At 62.6% G+C, this 21,338-nt stretch carries 22 protein-coding genes; 17 read left to right on the top strand and 5 right to left on the bottom strand.

Annotated elements, in window-relative coordinates; translation table 11 throughout:
* The 15 genes from A6U98_RS13065 to A6U98_RS13135 all read left to right on the top strand — a co-directional run bounded on the left by A6U98_RS13065 (window position 1) and on the right by A6U98_RS13135 (window position 14,864).
* Window positions 1–1,635: an ABC transporter substrate-binding protein gene (locus tag A6U98_RS13065; protein ID WP_064650344.1), complete on the top strand. Its 1,635-nt coding sequence runs from the start codon at window positions 1–3 to the stop codon at window positions 1,633–1,635.
* Between the two features lie 190 nt (window positions 1,636–1,825).
* A complete protein-coding gene (locus A6U98_RS13070; RefSeq protein ID WP_064650345.1) occupies window positions 1,826–2,833 on the top strand; it encodes an ABC transporter ATP-binding protein in 1,008 nt (335 codons plus the stop codon).
* Window positions 2,824–3,825, top strand: coding sequence for an oligopeptide/dipeptide ABC transporter ATP-binding protein (locus tag A6U98_RS13075; protein ID WP_064650347.1), 1,002 nt, complete (start codon window positions 2,824–2,826; stop codon window positions 3,823–3,825). The genes A6U98_RS13070 and A6U98_RS13075 overlap by 10 nt, the downstream gene beginning before the upstream one ends.
* Before the next feature lie 3 nt (window positions 3,826–3,828).
* Window positions 3,829–4,758, top strand: coding sequence for an ABC transporter permease (locus tag A6U98_RS13080; RefSeq protein ID WP_064650349.1), 930 nt, complete (start codon window positions 3,829–3,831; stop codon window positions 4,756–4,758).
* An 11-nt stretch (window positions 4,759–4,769) separates the two neighbouring features.
* Window positions 4,770–5,639, top strand: coding sequence for an ABC transporter permease (locus A6U98_RS13085; RefSeq protein ID WP_064650352.1), 870 nt, complete (start codon window positions 4,770–4,772; stop codon window positions 5,637–5,639).
* A gap of 133 nt (window positions 5,640–5,772) precedes the next feature.
* Complete coding sequence (locus A6U98_RS13090; protein ID WP_064650353.1) at window positions 5,773–6,795, top strand: LacI family DNA-binding transcriptional regulator; 1,023 nt, start codon at window positions 5,773–5,775, stop codon at window positions 6,793–6,795.
* A 38-nt stretch (window positions 6,796–6,833) separates the two neighbouring features.
* Window positions 6,834–7,784 (top strand): substrate-binding domain-containing protein, encoded by a 951-nt coding sequence (locus tag A6U98_RS13095; protein WP_064650355.1) that lies wholly within the window; start codon window positions 6,834–6,836, stop codon window positions 7,782–7,784.
* The gene (locus tag A6U98_RS13100) at window positions 7,781–8,593 is read left to right on the top strand and encodes an ATP-binding cassette domain-containing protein (protein WP_064650357.1); all 813 of its coding nucleotides are present in this window, start codon (window positions 7,781–7,783) and stop codon (window positions 8,591–8,593) included. Before A6U98_RS13095 ends, A6U98_RS13100 begins: the two co-directional genes overlap by 4 nt.
* Entirely contained in the window at window positions 8,590–9,594 is a 1,005-nt protein-coding gene (locus A6U98_RS13105; protein ID WP_064650359.1) for an ABC transporter permease, read from the top strand. The genes A6U98_RS13100 and A6U98_RS13105 overlap by 4 nt, the downstream gene beginning before the upstream one ends.
* Before the next feature lie 4 nt (window positions 9,595–9,598).
* Window positions 9,599–10,678, top strand: a complete 1,080-nt coding sequence (locus A6U98_RS13110; RefSeq protein ID WP_064650361.1) for a phosphotriesterase — start codon at window positions 9,599–9,601, stop codon at window positions 10,676–10,678.
* A 37-nt stretch (window positions 10,679–10,715) separates the two neighbouring features.
* The gene (locus A6U98_RS13115) at window positions 10,716–11,489 is read left to right on the top strand and encodes a glutamine amidotransferase (RefSeq protein WP_064650363.1); all 774 of its coding nucleotides are present in this window, start codon (window positions 10,716–10,718) and stop codon (window positions 11,487–11,489) included.
* Between the two features lie 35 nt (window positions 11,490–11,524).
* A complete protein-coding gene (locus A6U98_RS13120) occupies window positions 11,525–12,367 on the top strand; it encodes a BtpA/SgcQ family protein (protein WP_064650365.1) in 843 nt (280 codons plus the stop codon).
* A 2-nt stretch (window positions 12,368–12,369) separates the two neighbouring features.
* Window positions 12,370–13,017 (top strand): TenA family protein, encoded by a 648-nt coding sequence (locus A6U98_RS13125; protein ID WP_064650367.1) that lies wholly within the window; start codon window positions 12,370–12,372, stop codon window positions 13,015–13,017.
* 23 nt (window positions 13,018–13,040) lie between these two features.
* Window positions 13,041–13,934, top strand: coding sequence for a ribokinase (locus A6U98_RS13130; protein WP_064650369.1), 894 nt, complete (start codon window positions 13,041–13,043; stop codon window positions 13,932–13,934).
* Window positions 13,935–14,030: 96 nt separating this feature from the next.
* Window positions 14,031–14,864, top strand: a complete 834-nt coding sequence (locus A6U98_RS13135; protein WP_064650371.1) for an inositol monophosphatase family protein — start codon at window positions 14,031–14,033, stop codon at window positions 14,862–14,864.
* 19 nt (window positions 14,865–14,883) lie between these two features.
* Here the strand turns inward: A6U98_RS13135 and A6U98_RS13140 are convergent, their stop codons facing one another.
* From A6U98_RS13140 to A6U98_RS13155, 4 genes are read right to left on the bottom strand one after another with little or no spacing between them, the layout of a single operon-like run.
* Window positions 14,884–15,963: an ABC transporter ATP-binding protein gene (locus tag A6U98_RS13140; protein WP_064650373.1), complete on the bottom strand. Its 1,080-nt coding sequence runs from the start codon at window positions 15,961–15,963 to the stop codon at window positions 14,884–14,886.
* A 34-nt stretch (window positions 15,964–15,997) separates the two neighbouring features.
* The gene (locus A6U98_RS13145; protein WP_064650375.1) at window positions 15,998–16,825 is read right to left on the bottom strand and encodes an ABC transporter permease subunit; all 828 of its coding nucleotides are present in this window, start codon (window positions 16,823–16,825) and stop codon (window positions 15,998–16,000) included.
* Window positions 16,822–17,712, bottom strand: a complete 891-nt coding sequence (locus A6U98_RS13150; RefSeq protein WP_064650377.1) for an ABC transporter permease subunit — start codon at window positions 17,710–17,712, stop codon at window positions 16,822–16,824. Before A6U98_RS13150 ends, A6U98_RS13145 begins: the two co-directional genes overlap by 4 nt.
* The gene (locus A6U98_RS13155) at window positions 17,712–18,857 is read right to left on the bottom strand and encodes an extracellular solute-binding protein (protein ID WP_064650379.1); all 1,146 of its coding nucleotides are present in this window, start codon (window positions 18,855–18,857) and stop codon (window positions 17,712–17,714) included. Before A6U98_RS13155 ends, A6U98_RS13150 begins: the two co-directional genes overlap by 1 nt.
* 185 nt (window positions 18,858–19,042) lie before the next feature.
* On the opposite strand from A6U98_RS13155, the gene msrA reads away from it, so the two are divergent.
* The gene (gene msrA, locus A6U98_RS13160; protein WP_027687260.1) at window positions 19,043–19,552 is read left to right on the top strand and encodes a peptide-methionine (S)-S-oxide reductase MsrA; all 510 of its coding nucleotides are present in this window, start codon (window positions 19,043–19,045) and stop codon (window positions 19,550–19,552) included.
* Window positions 19,553–19,558: 6 nt separating this feature from the next.
* Here the strand turns inward: msrA and A6U98_RS13165 are convergent, their stop codons facing one another.
* A complete protein-coding gene (locus A6U98_RS13165; protein ID WP_064650382.1) occupies window positions 19,559–20,431 on the bottom strand; it encodes a LysR family transcriptional regulator in 873 nt (290 codons plus the stop codon).
* 95 nt (window positions 20,432–20,526) lie between these two features.
* Between A6U98_RS13165 and A6U98_RS13170 the strand changes: the two genes are divergently transcribed.
* Window positions 20,527–21,312: an SDR family oxidoreductase gene (locus tag A6U98_RS13170; RefSeq protein ID WP_064650383.1), complete on the top strand. Its 786-nt coding sequence runs from the start codon at window positions 20,527–20,529 to the stop codon at window positions 21,310–21,312.
* Window positions 21,313–21,338 lie beyond the last annotated feature (26 nt).

Genomic DNA, 21,338 nt, shown 5'->3' on the forward strand with positions numbered 1-21,338 from the left:
ATGGTCACCTTCACCCGTCGCGGTGCTCTCGGCCTTGCCACCGGCGTCGCCAGCTCGCTGATCCTGCCGCGCTTTTCCATCGCCCAGGCCGACAACCGTCCTTCGATCACCATCGCCGTCCAGAAGATCTCGAACTCGAACACGCTGGATACGTTGCGCGAACAGTCGAATGTCGGCCAACGCATCTTCAATTCGTCGCTCTGGGAAAGCCTGATCGGCCTCGACTGGCTCGGCAACCTCTCGGCCGTTCCGTCGCTCGCCACCGAATGGCGCCGTCTCGACGACAAGACCGTCGAGCTGAAACTGCGCCAGGGCGTCAAATTCCACAATGGCGACGAGATGACGGCTGAAGACGTCGCCTTCTCCTTCAGCAAGGAACGTATGTTCGGCGATACGCAGCCGAGCACCGGCAAGACGATCTTCGTCACCGAAAAGAACCCGCTCGGCCGCGAAAGCAAGGAACTGCCGGTCGAAATTCCGGCCGTCGCCCGCCGTATCTGGCCGGCCCTGCTCGGCATCGAAATCGTCGACAAATACACCGTCCGCTTCGTCAACGGTTCGCCGGACGTGACGATGGAAGGCCGCATCTCCGTTGCCGCCAGCGCCATCGCCAACCGCCGCAGCTGGGATGAGGCAAAGAGCTATCTCGACTGGGCCCGCGCACCGATCACGACCGGTCCCTACCGCGTCGCCGAATTCAAGCCGGATACCTACCTGATCTACGAAGCGCATGACGAGTATTGGGGCGGCCGTCCTCCGGTGAAGCAAATCCGCTTCGTCGAGGTTCCGGAAGTCGCCTCGCGCGTCAATGGCCTGCTGTCCGGCGAATATCATCTCGCCAGCGACATCCCGCCGGATCAGATCGAAGGCATCGAAAAGAACGCTGCCTTCGAAGTCCAGGGCGGCATCATCACCAATCACCGCCTGACCGTGTTCGACAAGACCCATGCCCCGCTCGGCAACCCGCTGGTTCGCCGCGCCTTCACGCATGCCATCGACCGCCAGGCGATCGTCGATTCGCTCTGGGCAGGCCGCACGCGCGTTCCGGCCGGCCTGCAGTGGGATTTTTATGGCGATATGCTGGTCAAGGATTGGACCGTGCCGGAATACAATCCGGATCTCGCCCGACAGCTCCTCAAGGAAGCCGACTACAAGGGCGATCCGATCCCGTATCGCCTGCTGAACAACTACTACACCAACCAGACGCCGACGGCGCAGATCCTCGTCGAAATGTGGGCGCAGGTCGGCCTCAACGTGCAGATCGAGATGAAGGAAAACTGGCAGCAGATCCTCGAAAAGACGCCGACGCGCGCCGTCCGCGACTGGTCGAACTCCGCAAGCTTCCCCGATCCGGTTTCCTCGATCGTCGCCCAGCACGGTCCGAACGGCCAGCAGCAGCAGGTCGGCGAGTGGACCAACCCCGAAATGAACACGCTGTCGACCTTCCTCGAGACCAGCACCGATCGCGCCAAGCGCCATGACGCTTTCGCCCGCATGCTGCAGATCTGCGAGCGCGAAGACCCCGCCTACACCGTTCTCCACCAGAACGCCGTCTTCACTGCCAAGTCGAAGTCGATCAATTGGAAGGCCGCATCGGCCTTCGCCATGGACTTCCGCCAGGGCAACTGGTCCTGATCAAGGCCCGACGACATCAGCGAGCCGGGGGAAACTCCGGCTCACTGCCATTTGGTACACCGGCTATCCGGAAACCAGGCAAGCCCGACAGGCACCAGCATGATGCCAAGAAGTGTGAGCGGTTTTCGGACGACATCATGCTCTCGTTCGGATCTGGCGGCCGGCGGGAATGCGAGAAGGAGAGGCTGAAATGCCATTGGTCGAGATTTCCAATTTGAAGGTCGCTTTCAGCGGTATCGAAGTCCTGCACGGCGTCGATCTGGCGATCGAGAAGGGCGAGGCGGTGGGTCTCGTCGGCGAATCCGGCTGCGGCAAGTCGGTCACCTGGCTGGCGGCACTCGGGCTCCTGCCTGGAAAGGCTTCCGTCTCAGGCAGCGTGCGTCTCGGCAGCGATCAGCTGATCGGCGCGTCGCGCACGAAGCTCGAAAGCATACGCGGCGGCCGCATCGCCATGATCTTCCAGGACCCGTCGAGCTCGCTCAATCCCGTCATCCGCGCCGGGCGCCAGATCGCCGAAGCCGTCGAACTGCACCGCGGGCTGACCGGCAGGGCCGCCCGCAACGAGGCCGTCCGGCTGATGGAAATGGTCGGCATTCCCGACGCGGTGCGCCGTTTCGACAATTTTCCGCATGAATTTTCCGGTGGCCAGAACCAGCGGCTGATGATCGCCATGGCGCTCGCCGGCAATCCTGACCTGCTGATCGCCGATGAGCCGACGACGGCGCTGGACGCGACGATCCAGGCGCAGATCCTCGATCTGCTGATTTCAATCCGCGAGGAAACCGGCATGGCGATCGTCTTCATCAGTCATGATCTCGGCGCGGTGTCGCAGATCTGCGAACGCGTCTGCGTCATGTATGCCGGCAACATTGTCGAGAAATGCCCGACGGAATCGTTGTTCCGGTCGCCGCGCCATCCCTATACGCGCGGGTTATTCGATGCCATTCCGCGTATCGATGCCGGCCGCGACCGTCTGATCCCGATCCCCGGCACCGTGCCGCAGCCCGGCCGCATGCCCGGCGGCTGCGCTTTTGCTCCGCGTTGCGGCCATTCCTCGGAGCTCTGTCATAACAAGGTGCCGCCGCTCGTCGCATTTGACGACGAGCGTGCCACCGCCTGCTTCCATCCGCTCAGTGACGGCGCCACCGCATCGACACCGAACCTCATGCAGGCCCAGCAGGGAGTGGTATGGGCATGAGCGAACATCAGCTGATCGAAGCAAACGATCTCGTCAAGACTTATACGATGCGCCGCGGCGTCTTCGGAAAGCCGAGCCATGTCCGGGCGGTCGACGGCGTTTCACTGTCGGTCGCGCCGAAGACGACGCTCGGCATCGTCGGTGAATCCGGCTCAGGAAAATCAACCATGGGCCGGCTACTGCTCGGGCTCGAAGCTCCCACCGAAGGCAGCGTCCGCTTCGACGGGGAGGCGATGCCGGCACTCAGAACGCCGCGCTGGCGTAGCCTGAGGGCGCGCATGCAGCTCGTCTTCCAGGATCCGCTGGCAGCCCTTGATCGGCGCATCTCGATCGGCGCTCAGATCGGCGAACCGCTTGCCATCCATGCCGTCGGAAGCGAGGAGGGGCGGCGCGAACGTGTCGATGAACTGCTCGTCGCCGTCGGTCTTCGCCGCGATCAGGCGGAGCGTTATCCGCACGAGCTTTCGGGCGGCCAGCGCCAGCGCGTCGTCATTGCTCGCGCCATCGCCACCAATCCGGAGCTTCTGGTCTGCGACGAGCCGGTCTCGGCTCTCGACGTCTCGATCCAGGCGCAGGTGATCAACCTGTTGCGCGACCTGCAGGAAAACCGCGGCATAGCCATGGCCTTCATCAGCCATGATCTGAAGGTCGTGCGCAACATCGCCGATCGCGTCGCGGTGATGTATCTCGGCCGGATCGTCGAGGAAGCAGCCTCGGAGGATATCTTCCGCAGCCCGTTGCATCCCTATACGCAAGCACTGGTCTCCAGCGTTCCGGTTCCCGGCACGGCGCTGCGCGACCGTATCATCCTGCAGGGAGAACCGCCGAACCCGGCTGCCCGGCCTGCCGGCTGCGCCTTTCATCCCCGCTGCGGCCATGCGGTCGAGCGCTGTCGCGTCGAGACGCCTGAACTCGTCACCGTCGAGGCGGGCCGAAAGGCCGCCTGCCACCTCGTCACGCCCGCATCCGCATCAACGCTCATGGAGAGCTGAGCCATGATCCGCTTCTTCCTGATAAGGGCGTTCCGCGCGCTGATGACCATCGTGCTGGTGGTGACCTTCGCCTTCGTCGTCCTGCGCCTTTCCGGCGATCCGGCCCTGACGATCATGGGTCCGGAAGCGCCGCCGGAAGCAATCCGCGCCTTCCGTGCCGCCTGGGGTCTCGATCAGCCGATCTGGGTGCAGTATCTGCGCTATTTCGGCGCGATCGCCCGCGGTGATCTCGGTATCTCGATGCGCGACGGCCAATCGGCAATCCAGCTCGTGCTCGACCGCATTCCGGCAACGCTGGAGCTGACGATCCCGGCCCTCATCCTTAAGCTGGTGATCGGCATTCCGGCCGGCGTCTACGCCGCCCTCCATCGCGACAGCTCGACCGACCGCGCCGTCATGGCGAGCGCGGTGGTCGGCTTCACCATGCCGAGCTTCGTGCTCGGCCTCGTGCTGGTGCTGATCTTCTCCGTCACGCTCGGGCTGCTGCCGTCGGGAGGCCAGGACAGTTGGATGCATGCCATTCTGCCTATCATCACCATGAGCATCGGCGGTGCCGGCATTCTTGCCCGCTTTGCCCGAAGCGCGATGATCGAGGTCCTTGGCCAGCCCTATATCCGTACTGCCAGCGCCAAGGGCACTGCCTGGCGAAACGTCGTCTGGCGCCATGCGCTGCCGAATGCGGCGATCCCGATCGTGACAATCGCCGGCTTCATGGTCGGCACGCTGATCGCCGGCGCCGTCGTGGTGGAATCGCTGTTCTCCTGGCCAGGCGTCGGCCGGCTTCTCGTCGTCGCCGTCTCAAACCGCGATCTCGCCGTCGTTCAGTGCATCCTGCTGTTGGTGGCAGCGACCATGGTGTTTTCGAATTTCGTCGTCGACATCCTTTACGGCTATCTCGACCCACGTCTGCGCAGCAACCAGGCAAGGCATTAAGGAGCGGAACCATGGCAAATATCTCTGCTCAACCGGCAGCCGTCATCCACGACGTGCGCGAGAAGAAGAAGCGCGGTGTGCCCGTTTTCGTGATGATCGGTTTTGCCTGGATCGCCGTCGTGATCCTGATCGCGCTGACGGCCGACTGGATCCGGCCCTACAATATCACCGCCTTCGACCTGAAGAACCGCCTGTCACTGCCCGGCAATGCCACGCATTGGCTCGGAACCGACGAACTCGGCCGCGATGTTCTCTCCCGCCTCATCGTGTCGATCCGCATCTCGCTGCTGATCGCCTTCGGCGCAACCCTGATCTCGGCTTTCGTCGGCACGACGCTCGGCTTTCTCGCCGCTTATTTCCGCGGCGTCGTCGAGCAGCTCGTCGTCATGCTTGCCGATTTTCAGGCGGCCATGCCCTTCCTGATCATGGCGCTCGCCGTACTTGCCTTCTTCGGCAGTTCGCTACCGCTGCTCATCTGCCTGATGGGCTTCTACGGTTGGGAACGCTATGCGCGGATTGCGCGCGGCCTTGCCATCGCTGCCAGCGGCCAGGGCTATGCCGCCGCCGTCACACAGCTCGGCGCCAAGCCGGCGCATGTCTATCTCAAGCATATCCTGCCGAACATCGCATCGACGCTGATCGTCTCGATGACGCTGACTTTCCCCGAAATCATCCTGATGGAAAGCAGCCTTTCCTTCCTCGGCCTCGGTGTGCAGCCGCCGATGACCAGTCTCGGCAATATGGTGGGTTACGGGCGCGAATATCTGACCCGTGCGCCCTGGATCATGCTGGCGCCGTCCTTTGTCATCATGCTGACGACGCTGTCGATCAGCATCACCGGCGACTGGCTGCGCGACAAGCTCGACCCGACGATCGGCTGACCGCCTGCCGGTCGAGTTTCGATCGGATCGCAAGAAAAACGAATCCCGCACGATCATCGCTGTTGACAACGGCGAGCAATCGATATTGTCTTGTAAAGCGGTTTACTAAACCGCTTTACAATGGGTTCAGTCAATGGCCAAGGGAACGACACCGAGCCTGAAGGATGTTGCCGCCGCCGCCGGCGTGTCGGTCACGACAGTGTCGCGTTTCGTCAACGGCAGCCTCGATCTTCCCTTTCAGACCAAGAAGCGCATCGAGGATGCGATCAAGACGCTCAACTACCGGCCGAACCCGCATGCGCGGCGGTTGAGCAGGGGGCGCTCGGATACGATCGGCCTCGTCGTGCCCGATATCGCCAATCCCTTCTTCGCGACACTCGTCGCCGCCGTCGAGCAGGCGGCCGATGAAAAGAAGCTCGCCGTCTCCTTGCACGCCACGCTCAACCGGCCGGGACGCGAGATCGAATATCTGCAGCTGATCGAGCGCAATCACGTCGACGGCCTGATCTTCGTCACCAATCACCCCGACGACGGCGCGCTTGCCACGCTGATCAACGGCAGCGGCAAGGTCATTATCGTTGACGAGGACATTCCCGATTCGAAGGCGCCGAAGCTGTTCTGCGACAACGAGCAGGGCGGTTATCTCGCCGGCCGGCATCTGGCCGAGCAGGGCCATCGGCATGTTCTGTTCATCGGCGGCGACGAGCGTATGATCAGCGCCCGCAGGCGCTATGACGGCCTGCTGAAGGCGCTCAGGGAACGGTATGGCGACGAGGCCCGGGCCGACCGCTATGCCGGCGAATATACCATCGAATACGGCCGTGCGGCTGCGCTCGGCTATCTCTCCGGCGACCGAAAGGCGACGGCGATCTTCGCCAGCTCCGACGAGATCGCCATCGGGCTGGTCGAGGTCTTCAGAAGCCGAGGCGTCTCGATCCCTTCTGACATCTCGGTTATCGGCTTCGACGATGTCGGTCCGCTTCATCTTTTTGCACCGCCGCTGACCGCCATCCGTCAGCCGGTGCGTCAGATCGGAAGGCGGTCGCTGGAGCTGCTTCTGGAAACAAATTGGCACGAGTGGAACCCATCCGCCTCGGAAGAACTCCTGCCTGTCGAAATCGTGGTGCGGAACTCCGTTGCGCCGCCTGCGAAATAATAATCAGCAACGTCAAAAAACCAAAAGAGGATGAGAACATGACACGGAATTTGACAAGACGAACGATGATCGCAGCCGCCGGCTTCACGGCATTGACCTTCATCGGCCTGTCCAGCGCCGCTGCGCAGGAAAAGACTGTCGCATTGGTGCAGATCAACCAGCAGGCGCTTTTCTTCAATCAGATGAATGAGGGCGCCCAGAAGGCGGCCGATGCCGCCGGCGTCAAACTGGTGATCTTCAACGCCAACAACGAGACGACCGCGCAGAACAGCGCGATCGAAACCTACGTCCAGGAAAAGGTCTCCGGTCTTGCCGTCGTGGCGATCGACGTCAACGGCATCATGCCGGCGGTCAAGCAGGCGGCCGATGCCGGCATTCCGGTCGTGGCCATCGACGCCATCCTGCCGGATGGTCCGCAGAAGGCGCAGATCGGCGTGGATAATGCCGCGGCCGGCGCCGACATGGGCAAATACTTCCTCGACTACGTCAAGGCGAACATGGGCGGCAAGGCCAAGCTCGGCGTCGTCGGTGCGCTGAACTCATTCATCCAGAATATCCGCCAGGAGGGCTTCGAGAAGACCTTGAAAGGCGTCGACGGTATCGAAATGGCCGGCGTCGTCGACGGCCAGAACATCCAGGACAACGCCCTTGCGGCGGCCGAAAACCTGATCACCGCCAATCCTGACCTGACGGCTATCTACGCCACTGGCGAGCCGGCCCTGATGGGGGCAATCGCCGCCGTCCAGAGCCAGGGCAAGCAGGACAAGATCAAGGTGTTCGGTTGGGATCTGACTGCCGAAGCCATTGCCGGTATCGATGCCGGCTTCGTTGTCGCCGTCGTCCAGCAGGACCCGGCCGCGATGGGCGGTGCGGCCGTCGACGCGCTGGTGAAGGCCTCTGCCGGCGAGGCCGTCACCAAGACGATCTCGGTGCCGATCACCATCGTGACCAAAGAGAATGTCGAGCCGTACCGGGCCGTCTTCAAATGATCGGCAACGGACAGCATGATATCGCTGTCGCCGGTTCCGGAGGGGTCGCACCCTCCGGAACCGGAACTTCCGGCAGCACCCGATCCGACCCGCGCATCTCCCTGCGCGGCATCCGCAAGTCCTTCGGCTCGCATCAGGCGCTGCGCGGCGTCGATCTCGACATCTTCCCGGGCGAATGCCTTGGTCTCGTCGGCGACAATGCCGCCGACGAGACCAAGATCATCTCGGGAACCTATATTCCCGATGCCGGCACGATCACCATGGAGGGCGAGGAGGTTCGCTTCTCCGGCCCCGCGGATGCGCGTGGGCGTAACATCGAAATGGTGTTCCAGGATCTCAGCCTCTGCGACCATATCGATGTCGTCGGCAATCTCTTCCTCGGCCGCGAGCTCAGCCGCGGGCCGTTTCTCGATACCAAAACGATGCTGATCGAAGCCCGCAAGATGCTGGATTCGCTTGAGATCCGCATCCCGAGGCTGACGGGCAAGGTCGCCCAGCTCTCCGGCGGGCAGCGACAGGCGATCGCCATTGCACGCGCCGCCTCCTTCAAGCCGAAGGTGCTGATCATGGACGAGCCGACATCGGCGCTCGCGGTCGCAGAGGTCGAGGCGGTGCTGTCGCTGATCAACCGCGTCAAGGCAAACGGCGTTTCGGTGATCCTCATCACCCACCGGCTGCAGGACCTCTTCAGGGTCTGCGACCGCATCGCTGTCATGTACGAGGGCACCAAGGTGGCCGAACGGCAGATCGGCAGCACCAACCTCGAGGATCTCGTCCATTTGATCGTCGGTGAAGGAGCCAGGCAATGACAGCTTATACGGAACGCGGTCACGGCTCACGCGCTGCCGATTTCCTCGGCGAACATGCGCAGGTCCTGTCGATCGCCATCTTCTTCCTCGCCTGCATGATTTTCTTCTCGATCGGCAGCGAGACCTTCTTAACGCTTGGCAACATCCTGAACATCGTCAGGCAGGCCGCTCCCATCCTGATCGTCGCCATTGCCATGACCTTCGTCATCATCACCGGCGGCATCGATCTGTCGGTCGGCTCGCAGGTCGCCCTCATCAATGCTGTGGCGGCAATCGTCATGGCGATGGGGGTTCCCTGGCCGTCCGTTGTCATCGGCATGCTCGTGCTCGGCGCCTTCATGGGGCTGGTCCAGGGCTGGTTTACCGCCTATCAGGGCATCCCGGCCTTTATCGTCACGCTCGCCGGCCTCTCGATCCTGCGCGGCTTGGCGCTCTACCTGACGCAGGGTTACTCCATCCCGATCAAGGATGCGCCCGGCTTCTTCGCGCTCGGCCGCGGCGAGATCCTGAGCTTCCCGATCCCTGCCATCATCGCCCTCATCATCGCCGTTCTCGGCTATGTCGTCATCACCGCAACGAAATACGGCCGGCAGGTCGTGGCTGTCGGTTCCAATATGGAGGCAGCACGGCGTGTCGGCATGCCCGCAAAATGGATCATCGCCTCGGTCTACATCATCTCGGGCGTCGCCTGCGCAGTCGCCGGCCTGCTGATCGCTGCCAGGCTCGGCTCCGGCTCGTCCAATGCAGCCGTCGGTTTCGAGCTGCAGGTGATCGCCGCCGTCGTTCTCGGCGGAACATCGCTGATGGGCGGGCGCGGCACCATTCTCGGCACGGTATTGGGCACGCTGACCATCGCCGTCATCGGCAACGGCCTGATCCTGATGCACATATCGCCGTTCTTCACCCAGATCGTCACCGGCGCCATCATTCTCGTCGCCATATGGCTGAACACGCGCATCTTCACCGCCAATTTCCGTTTCGGAATGGGCAGGAAAGGATGAGGCGATGAGCGAACAGAAAATAGAGAGCCTGTCAGAAGCCCATGTTCGCTCCGGCAAGGCGATGACCGTCACCGGTCCGATTTCGGCGGATGCGCTTGGCGTGACGCTGATGCACGAGCACATCCTCAACGACTGCCGCTGCTGGTGGCATGCGCCGAAGACGCCGGAGCGGCAATATCTCGCCGAAAGCTTCGTCTGCATGGAGATCCTCGGCGAACTCCGGCAGGACCCCTTCGTCAACAAGCACAATATCACGCTGGATGACGAACATCTGGCGGTGGCCGAACTCAAGGATTTCGCAACGGCGGGCGGGCGCACCGTGGTGGAGCCGACCTGCAAGGGCATCGGCCGCGATCCGCTGGCACTGAAACGTATCTCCGAAGCGTCAGGCCTCAACATCGTGATGGGAGCGGGCTATTATCTCGGCTCCTCGCATCCGGAAGGCGTCGCCGCGATGAGCGTCGATGACATCGCGGGCGAAATCCTCCGCGAGGCGAGGGAAGGCGTCGACGGCACCGGCGTCCGGATCGGCCTGATCGGCGAGATCGGCGTCTCCTCGGATTTCACCGCCGAGGAGGAGAAATCGCTGCGCGGTGCCGCACGCGCGCAGGTGCTGACCGGACTTCCGCTGATGGTGCATCTGCCGGGCTGGTTCCGCCTCGGCCACCGCGTGCTCGACGTGGTGGCGGAAGAAGGAGCGGATCTCCGCCACACCGTGCTTTGCCACATGAACCCGTCGCATGACGACATCACCTATCAGAGCGAGCTGGCCGCGCGCGGCGCCTTCATCGAATATGACATGATCGGCATGGATTTCTTCTATGCCGACCAGCAGGTGCAGTGCCCAAGCGACGAGGAAGCGGCGCGCGCCATCGTGCGTCTCGTCGAGGCCGGTTATCTCGACCGGATTCTTCTGTCGCACGACGTCTTTCTGAAGATGATGCTGACGCACTACGGCGGCAATGGCTACGCCTACATCCTTCGCCACTTCCTGCCCCGTCTTCAGCGGCACGGCCTCGACAAGACGGTTCTCGACGAAATGATGCGCAGCAATCCACGCCGCGTCTTTCACGCCGGAGCTTAGCTCCCTCCATTCAATCGATCACAGGTAAACGCAGACCATGACCAAGAAAATCCTCCTTGTCGGCGAGAGCTGGGTCAGCTCCGCCACACATTACAAAGGCTTCGACCAGTTCGGCAGCGTCACCTTCCATCTCGGTGCCGAACCGCTGGTGAAAGCGCTTGCCGGCAGCGCGTTCGAGCTCACCTATATGCCGGCGCACGAGGCAGTGGAGAAATTCCCCTTCGATATGGCGGGGCTCGACGCCTATGACGCCATCATCCTCTCGGATATCGGCGCCAATTCGCTGCTGTTGCCCCCAGATGTGTGGCTGCATTCGCGCACTGTGCCGAACCGGCTGAAGCTTTTGAAGGCGTGGGTGGAGAAGGGCGGCGGCCTGCTGATGGTCGGCGGCTATTTCTCCTTCCAGGGCATTGACGGCAAGGCGCGCTGGCGGCGCACCCCCGTCGAAGACACGCTGCCCGTCACGTGCCTGCCTTATGACGACCGCGTCGAGATCCCCGAGGGCACGGTTGCCGAGGTGGTGAAGCCGGGGCATCCGACAATGCAGGGCCTCGAAGGCGCCTGGCCGGTGCTTCTCGGCGTCAACGAGGTCGAAGTGCGCGACCGTGCCGATGTCGAGGTCGTCGCCCGCCTGCCGCAGGATCAGGGCGGCCATCCGCTGCTCGTCGTTGGCACGCATGGCGCTGGGCGGACGGCGGCCTGGACGTCGGATATCGGCCCGCACTGGCTCTCGCCCGCTTTCTGCGAATGGGAAGGTTACGGCCGGCTCTGGAAGAACATCCTCGGCTGGCTCACCGAAAAGCAGGCGTGATTTCGGCACGCGCCAGGAATTGGAAAGGGAGTGACATGCAGGAAATTTCGGACAGGCCATCCAACGCCATCAGGGATATCTTCGGCAGGGACAAGGTTCTGATCGGCATGATCCATTGCCCGGCCTTTCCGGGCGCGCCGCGCTACCGGGGGGGCGCGATGGATGCGATTTACGACGCGTGCATGCGCGACGCCGAAGCCTGCGTGGAAGGCGGCCTGCATGGGCTTATCATCGAAAATCATGGCGATCTACCGTTCTCGAAGCCCGAGGATATCGGCCCTGAGACGACAGGCTTCATGTCCGTCGTCACCGACCGGATCGCGCGCGCGGCCGGCATTCCGCTTGGCGTCAACGTGCTGGCCAACGCGCCGATCCCGGCTTTTGCCATCGCCATGGCCGGCGGCGCCAAATTCATCCGTGTCAATCAATGGGCCAATGCCTATGTCGCCAATGAAGGTTTCATGGAGGGCAGGGCCGCCGAAGCCATGCGCTACCGCTCGCTGCTCAGGGCCGAGCACATCAAGGTGTTTGCCGACAGCCACGTCAAACATGGCAGCCACGCCATTGTCGCCGACCGCTCGATCCAGGAGCTGACGCGCGATCTCGCCTTCTTCGATGCCGATGGCGTCATCGCCACCGGCCAGCGGACCGGCAATTCGGCAACGATGGAGGAGATCGAGGAAATCGGCGCGGCGACGCACCTGCCGCTGCTCGTCGGCTCCGGCGTCAACAAGGACAATATCGTCGATATTCTGAGCCGCACCAATGGCGTCATCGTCGCTTCCTCGCTGAAGCACGGCGGCGTCTGGTGGAACCCGGTCGACGTCGAGCGGGTGCGCGCCTTCCGCGCGGCTGCCGAACCGGGGCTGGAGGGCTGAGCATGGCGGCGGAAAGCCTCTCGGACCGTATCCTGCGCGAGAACGATGCTGTCCTTGGCGCGATGCTGAACCACCGCTTCGTCGCGGACGTGAAAAACGACAGATTGAGCAAGGAGGCTTTCGAGCGTTATCTCGTCTATGAAGGCGCCTTCGTCGACAGCGCCATCTCGATCTTCGCCTATGCGGCGGCGACCGCCAAGACGATGACGCAGAAGCGCTGGCTGATCGCGGTCCTCGATGCGCTCGCCAACGAGCAGATCGCCTATTTCGAGCGCACCTTCGCCAGCCGCGGCATCGATCCCTCGTCCTTCGACACCGGCATCGCCGAGGTCGAGGCCTTTCGCGCCGGCATGCTGGAGATCGCCCGCCAGGGCGGATTCCTCGACACGGTCGCGGCGATGTTTGCGGCCGAGTGGATGTACTGGACCTGGTCGAAGGAAGCAGCTGACCGCCCGATCAGCGATCCGCTGCTGAAGGAATGGGTCGACCTGCATGTCGATCCGAATTTCGCGGGCCAGGCACAATGGCTGAAGAATGAACTCGACATTGCCGGAGAAACGCTGGAAGAGGATGAAAAAGCGCGGCTCAGCGCGATCTTCGGCCGGGCAATGCAACTCGAGATCGATTTTCACGATGCGCCTTATCTTTAGCTTCACCTTGCGAAAGCAGATGCATGCGCGCCTACATAGTCGGTAACGTCGCCATCGACGAAACCATCGCCGTCTCCGAACTTCCCGTTATCGGCGCCTCAATCCTCGGCAATGCCGGTGGCAGCGATCTCGGTGGCAAGGGCACGAACCAGGCGGTCGTCATGGCCCGCTGCGGCGTTCCGACAACGCTGGTCGCGCCTGTCGGCAGGGATGCGAGGGCCGATACCATTCGCCATTACCTCGCGGACGAGCCGCTTCGGAGCGAACTGATCGAAATGGAAAATGCATCGAGCGATGTCTCGATCATCTTCCGGCTGCCGGGCGGCGAGAATGCCATCGTCACGACGACGGAAGCGGCGCAGAGCCTGTCCCTGTCCGATGTCAGGCGGATCCTCTCGACGGCCGGTCATGGCGATCTCATGATGCTGCAGGGCAATCTGTCCGACCAGACGACCCGCGAGATCCTGGAGCATGCAAGAGCGATCGGCATGGTCACCGCCTTCAATCCCTCACCGGTGCGCTCCTATTTCTCTGATCTTTGGGGGTTGATCGACATCGCCTTCCTCAACAAGGGCGAGGCGCAGACCCTGACGGGAACGACAGGCAGGGAGGCCGCCGAATATCTGCTGAGCCGCGGGCTGCGCGAAATCGTCCTGACGCTGGGCGGCGACGGCGCGATGCTCGTGACCCGGCACGCCAGCATCGAAGTGCCCGCCCAGGTCTGCGATGTTGTGGATACAACGGGCGCAGGCGATACCTTCATGGCCGCAGCACTGTCATCCTGCGCGCTGCGCGGGCAGCGGCTGGACCGGCTAGCCATCGAACACGCAGTCGCGGCCGCGGCCATCACCGTCTCAAGGCATGGAACCAGAAAGGCGTTTCCGACCATTTCCGAGCTTGAAGCGATCCTGAGATAACCGGCACGGTGTGACGGGCGCTTCATAAAACCATCATCAGCCTCTGCGAAGGGATGGGCTTCTCGCGATTCCTTCCGTTACATCCGGACTTTCCTCATGACATCACCCTCGATTACCGCGCGTCTTTCTCCGACCGCATCGTCCCGCCTTATCGTGCTTGCCGAAACGGTATTGAAGGCGGGCGAAACCGCCCGTGGCTCGCTGCGGCGACGAACGTCGGCAGAAATGCTCGCCAAGGCGCCGCGCGATTATCAGACCGAAATCGATGTCGCCGTCGAGCGGATCATCGTCGACGAGATGACGAAGGCCTTCCCGGACTATGCCATCCAAGGCGAGGAGGCCGTCGGCAACCGCACGGCCGCGCCGGAAACGCCTGTTATCTACATCGACCCGATCGATGGTACGACCAATTACGCCTGGGGCATTCCGCATTTCGGCATGACGATCTCGATCGTCGAAAGCGGCAGGCTTGTCATGGGCGTCGTCTATGACGCCATGCAGGATGAGCTGTTCAGCGCCGAGATCGACGGCGGCGCTTATCTCAACGGCGAACGCATCCGCTGCGCCGATGTCGGCGATATCGAGAACGTGCTCGTCGGCGCCGGCCTGCCGATTCCGGGCCAGGTCAAGGCGGTTACGGAAGAGGTCTATTTCGATGCAATCAAGCGCCTGATGGCCAATACGGCAGGCGTGCGCCGCCTCGGTTCGGCGGCACTGTCGATCGCCTATGTCGCCTGCGGCCGGCTGGACGGTTTCTTCGAGGACGGGCTCGCGATCCATGATTTCGGCGCCTCGGCGCTGCTGGTCGAAGAGGCGGGCGGCATCGTCACCCGGTTTTCCGGGGCCGAAGTCGACGGGCGGGGCGATATCCTTGCCGCCAGCAAGGCGCTGCATCCCTGGCTGCTGGAAGGTTTCCAGAGCAAGGCGTGAACCGGCACATTCCTACCGTCTAAACCCGCAGGAGCTCTTCGATCTCCACATCGCCCTTTGCCGGCATCGACTGATGGACCAGCGCGTTGTCGCGAAAGACGAAAAAGCCGGCGAAGCTCGGCTCGACCCTCATCCCGGCCCGGATGCGATCGTCCGGCGCCACCATCGCCTTCAGGCGGGTGCCGTCGGCAAGATCGATATCGACCATCTTGTGGGTGCCGAAATCGACGGCGCGGTGGACGGTTGCCGCGTCCGGCCGGTCGGAGGGACGGATCGTCAGCGCTTCCGGGCGGGTGGCCAGCGTCACTGGCCCGTCCTCGACGGGAACGGCAAGCGGAAAGAGCGGATGCTCGCAGACACCGTTTCTAACGCGGCTCTGGACAAAATTCATCGAGCCGATGAAACCGGCGACGAAGGCCGTCTGCGGCTGTCGGTAGATGGTGCTTGGCGGCGCGATCTGTTCGGTACGTCCGTCGCGCATGACGACGATGCGGTCGGCGAGCGCTAAGGCCTCGTCCTGACCGTGTGTGACGAAGAGCGTGGTGATGCCGAGGCGCTGTTGGATATCGCGCACCTCCTCCCGTAGCCTCTCGCGCAGATGCTGGTCGAGGCTGGCGAAGGGCTCGTCGAGCAGAAGGATCTTCGGTTCGAGCACGAGCGAGCGGGCAAGGGCGACACGCTGCTGCTGGCCGCCTGACAGTTGCGTCGTCATCCGGCGGCCGTAATCGGCAAGACCGACAAGCGCCAGTCCAGCCTCGACACGCTCACGGATTTCCGCTTTCGGCAGCCGGCGAAGCTTCAGGCCAAAAGCGATATTGTTGAAGACGTCCATGTGCGTCCAGAGCGCATGGCTCTGGAACACCATGCCGGTCGGGCGCCGCTCGGGCGGCAGCGTCGTCACATCCTTCGCGTCGATGCGGATGGTTCCGCCGCTCGGGCGCTCGAAGCCGCCGATCATTCTGAGAAGCGTCGATTTGCCGGAACCGGATGGGCCGAGCAGGCAAACGAGCTCGCCGTCGCCCACTTCGAGCGAGAAGTCGCGAACGGCAAAGGTGGTCCCGAACAGCTTCGAAACACCCTCGATCGCCAGATGTGCCATTCTCAAACCCTTTCCTGAACTGACGCGCAAGGCTTCATGCGCCGAAGCCTCTCGCAAACGCGCCGGTGCCGATCACCCGGCGGGCAAACATCAGCGCGATGAAGGACGGCACCCACAGCATGACTGACAGTACGGCGCCGTATTGCACGACGATCTGGTTGTTGATGAAGCTGATCATCAGCACCGGCATGGTGCGAATCTCCGGCGCGCCGATCAGCCAGGCGCCTTCGGTCTCGTAGAAGGTGCCGACGAAGGTCAAGAGCAGCGCGGCTGATATCGTCGGTGCGGCCTGCGGCAGCGTGATCGACCAGAAGACGCGCAGCGGCGTTGCACCGGCATCGCGTGCTGCCTCTTCCATGCGCCGGTCGACATTCTGAAAGGCTGCGACCGGAATCCAGATCATCAGCATCAGCGTGCCGACGAGCTGGATCAGTACGACGCCCCAGAAGGTGCTGATCAGGCCGAGCTGCAGGAAGATGCCGGCAATGGCGACGAGCAGGCCGAATTTCGGAAAGGCATGTGATGCGAGGAACGACAGGAACAGGATGTTCCTGCCGGGAAAGCGCATGCGCGCGAAAGCATAGGCGGCGGGAAGGCAGATGACGGCGGAAAGAATGGTGACCGTCGTCGTCAGTCGCAGGCTGAGGAAGAGTGCGTCCCAGACATCCCCGCGCGCCAGCGTCTGGCCCCAGAAGCGCAGGCCGAACTGCTGCGGGATCACCGAGGGGTAACGCCAGACCTCGGTGAAGGCCCATGTGCCGACGACGATCAGCGGCAACGCGATGAACAGCGTCAGCAGGCACGCGAAGAGCAGGCCGATCCAGTCGAAGCGCAGGCCGAAGTTCGATCTGCCGGCATTCATGGCTGGGCCTCGCGGTTGCGGGCGATCGACCTGATGTAGAGGATGCCGAAGATCAGGCAGAAGCCGAACGTGATGACGGCCTGGGTCATGGCGTTCAGCGGGTCGTTCACATCGGCGAAGGTGCGCTGCATGAACGGCCCCATCATCTCCGGCGATGCCGAGCCGAGCACATAGGGTAGGGTGAAGGCGGAGAAGATGCCAAGCACCGCAAAGGAAGCGGTCACCAGGAGCGAGTTCCCCATGCGCGGCAGGATGATCGAGAGGAAGACCCGAAGCGGCCTTGCGCCGACATCGCGGGCGGCTTCGATCGCACTGTTCGAAATGGAGGAAAGCCCTGATGTCAGCATCAGCACCGTGAGCGGAAGGTTGTCCCAGACGAGACCGATGACCGGTCCCCACGGCGTCAGATAGGGCGTGCGCAGCTTGGGAAGGCCGACGGAATTCAGCAACAGGTCGACGGTGCCGTTCGGGCCGATCGTCCTGATCAGCGCATAAGCGAGAATGATCGATGGCACGAACATCGGAAAGATCGCCAGGCCCTGCACATAGGCAGCAAATCGCCCCTGCGAGAACCGAAGGTAAAGCGCGATCGGAAGGCCGATCGCCAGAAGCAGGATACCGCAGACGGCGGTGGTCCAGAGCGTCAGCCATAGATTGCCGAGGCTGTAGCCGTCGGTGAAGAAGAAGCGGTAGGAGGCAAGCGAGAATTCCGTCGCTCCGTCAGGGCCTCGAACAAAGATTGTGCCAACGACCGCCGAAAGGATCGGAAAGACGACCAGCCATGCAACCAGGAAGACCGGCAGAGCAACGAGGAGGAGCCCGATAGAGCTCCCCCTTCCGATGGATCGGGGACGGCGCAGAACCGCCGGCGCAGTATCGGTGGACATCAGGTGCGGCTGATGCCCGGAGCGACGTTGCGGTACCAGCCGTCGGCGATCGCCTTTTCCCAATCGCCACTCGGGAAAGTCGGGATTGTTGAGGGAATGACGTCGGCATACTTCTTGCGAAGATCGTCGGAGATGTGATCCCACGAGATGGCGGGGAAACCGCCGATCTCGGTTATGATCGCTTCCTGCATTTCCTTCGTCAGCATGAATGCGGCGAGCTTCAGGGCCGCATCCTTGTTGGCCCCGTTCGAGAAGACGGTGATGCTGGAGAAGCCGCCGCAAAGGGCGAGATCGGTAAGCTGCACGAGACCGGTCGTATCAGGCAGAACGCCCTGGGAGATCGCCTGCAGCACTTGGTCCGACCAGACCGGCACCATGGTGACCACGCCTTGGGCGAGCAGCTGGATCGACTGGGTGTTGCCGGCCGTGTAGGCGCCCTTGTCGTAGAGCGCCGGGGCAAGGTCGTTGAGGATCTTCCAGGCCGGCGTCAGCGTTTCGGTGGCGAAGTCGGCGGTAAAATTGTCGACCTTGAACTTCTTCGGGTCGCGGCCATTGGCCTCATGGATCGCGCGGCGGACGAAATTTCCGCCCGAACCGCCCTTGTCAGGACGGTTGTAAATGAACTGGCCCGGATTGGCCTTGATCCAGGCGGTGAGCTGATCCCAGCTCTTCGGCGCATCCTTCGGATCGAGCTTGGTCGTGTCGTAGGCGAGAAGGACCTGCGAACCGCGATAGGGAAGGGAGTAGGGCGTATCGAAGGCAAGCGGGTTGATATGGTCGTAACCCTCGATGTTCTCGGCGGAGAACTTCACCCAGAGGCCGGCATCCATGCCGCCCGATGGCAGACGCGGATCGAATTGCTCGAAAAGGTCGGCCTGCGGATCGGTCTTCGTCTTCAGCGCGGCGAGCGCACGGTCGGCGATGGCGCGCAAGCCGTTATTGTCGCCGGCGTCGGTCACCTTCAACGCGACGCCAGGATGCGCCTTTTCGAAGGCCGGACGGATGACATTGTTCCAGAGGTCGACGATATTGGCATCCGAACCACTGTAGAGATCGATCGTGTCGGCGGCGGCCGATGCGACACGCGGAAGAGCCAGCAGACCGGCTGCAGCTGATGATGTGATCAGAAATTCGCGTCTATTCATAACCCGTCTCCATCAGGTGTCGAGGCTCAGCCTCCGCAGGATTGTCTGAGGCCTTGCTAGCGCCGGCTCGTAACATCGACATGACAGATCGGGCGTATCTGGGGGAAATTGCACAGCTGTGCTCTTTGCACCGTGTGGAAATCGGCGGCAGGAGATACTATCTCTTGCGGAAAAGGAGATATCCAATGACCGAAGAACGTGCAGTCCTCGCCGGCGGTTGCTTCTGGGGCATGCAGGACCTGATCCGCCGATACAAGGGCGTGATTTCGACCCGCGTCGGCTATACCGGCGGCGATGTGCCGAATGCCACCTACCGCAACCACGGAACCCATGCCGAGGCGATCGAGATCATCTTCGACCCCTCAAGGATCAGCTATCGGGAAATCCTCGAATTCTTCTTCCAGATCCACGACCCGAGCACGCGCAACCGCCAGGGCAACGATGTTGGCTTGAGCTACCGCTCGGCGATCTTCTACGTCAGCCCTGAGCAGGAGCGCGTCGCCAAAGACACGATCGCCGATGTCGACGCATCAGGCCTGTGGCCCGGCAAGGTCGTCACCGAAGTCGTGCCGGTTAGCGATTTCTGGGAGGCAGAACCCGAGCACCAGGATTATCTGGAGCGCATTCCGAACGGCTATACCTGCCACTTTGTCCGGCCCGGCTGGAAACTGCCGGTCCGCCAGAAGATCGCCTGAAATTGATCAGGCTCCCATCGCCGCGCGGCTGGTTTCCAGAAGCGCGGCGACGAGATTTGTCCTCGGCGAGGATCGCGTCACCACGATGCCGACCGTGCGAACGGCGGACGAGCGGGGCAGGGGCAGCTTGAGGATATCAAGGCCAGCCGGCCAGGGCGGCGCCCAATCGGGCACGATCGAGATTCCGAGACCGCGGTCTACCATCACCGCGATTGCCTCCAGCGCGTCGAGCTCGTAACGCTCGACTGGATGGATGCCGATCTCGCGCAGATATTCGTCGGCGATGTGACCACCCCACTGGTTGCGGTCGTAGCGGATGAAGGGCAGGGTCTTCAACAGTTCGAGCGGATCCGCTCCCTCACAGTCCCGCGGAGCGATCAGCACCAGGGGTTCCTGGCGCAGCTTGTTGAAGGTCAACGTCTTCTGCATCGGAAATCGAGGTTCGATGATGAAGGCCGCATCCAGCGCGCCGTTCAAAACCTCGGCATAGAGGTCCATCGAAGCGCCCGGCTTGAGGAAGATCTCGATCAGCGGATAGTCTTGGGCGAGACGGTGGAGAATGTCGGGCACGAGACCGGTCAGCGCCGTATTGATCGCCCCGATCCGCATCTCGCCCGAAATCGTCGCGGTGCCGGCCATCGCCTTCAAGTCGCGTGTATCGCGCACCAGATCCCTGCAGCGGTCGAGAATGGCAAAACCCGCCTCCGTCGGCCGCATGACGCGGCCGGAACGCACCAGCAGCCGCACGCCGAGCTCGGCCTCCAATGCGCGGATGCGCTGGGCAACGGCCGCAGGCGTAAGATTCAGCCGCTGGGCCGCCTCCGCCAGCGAGTGCCGCTCGGCAACGACAATGAAGGTTTCGAGAAAACGCGTATCCATCGATAGTTTTTCTATCTCTTGAACGAAGCAGAAGCCATATTTTATTTATAGTCCGTTGCTCCGAAAGATGGCCGATCATTGAGGAGACGGATGGAATGGATTTCGGCCTGAAGGACAAGACGGCCCTGGTGCTCGGCGCCGGCGGCGGATTGGGCAGCGCGATTGCCGTCAAGCTTGCGCGCGAAGGCGCCAGAATTGCCGCGGCGGATATCGATCTCGCCGCCGCTGAGAAGACCACGGCTGCGATCGAATCCGAAGGCGGCAAGGCACTGGCTCTGCAATGGGACCTTTCCGATCTCGGTTCGATCGATGCGCATGTCGCTGCAATCGAACAGCAGTTCGGACCGGTCGATATCCTCGTCAACAATACCGGCGGCCCACCGCCGACCACCGTCTCCGGCCAGGATCCGACGCTCTGGAACCAGTATTTCCAGAGCATGGTGCTCTCCGTCATCGCTATTACCGATCGCGTGCTGCCTCAGATGCGGGCGCGCAAATGGGGGCGCATCGTCACCTCGACCTCGTCGGGCGTGGTCGCGCCGATCCCCAATCTCGGAATCTCGAATGCGCTGCGCCTGTCATTGGTCGGCTGGTCGAAAACGCTGGCGCGTGAGGTCGGGCGCGACGGCATCACCGTCAACATCGTCCTGCCGGGCCGGATCGCCACCGGCCGCATCACCTTCCTCGACGAGCAGAAGGCCAAACGCGAAAACCGCTCCGTCGATGACGTCGTCGCAGAAAGCACCGGCAGCATTCCGCTTGGCCGCTATGGCCGGCCGGAAGAATATGGCAATGTCGTCACCTTCCTTGCGAGCGAGCCTGCCTCCTACCTCACCGGATCGGTGATCCGCGTCGATGGTGGCATGATCCAGAGCATCTGACAGAAACCGAATTGGAACCGATACCC

This window comes from Rhizobium sp. WYCCWR10014 (genome assembly GCF_001657485.1).
Classification (GTDB): domain Bacteria; phylum Pseudomonadota; class Alphaproteobacteria; order Rhizobiales; family Rhizobiaceae; genus Rhizobium.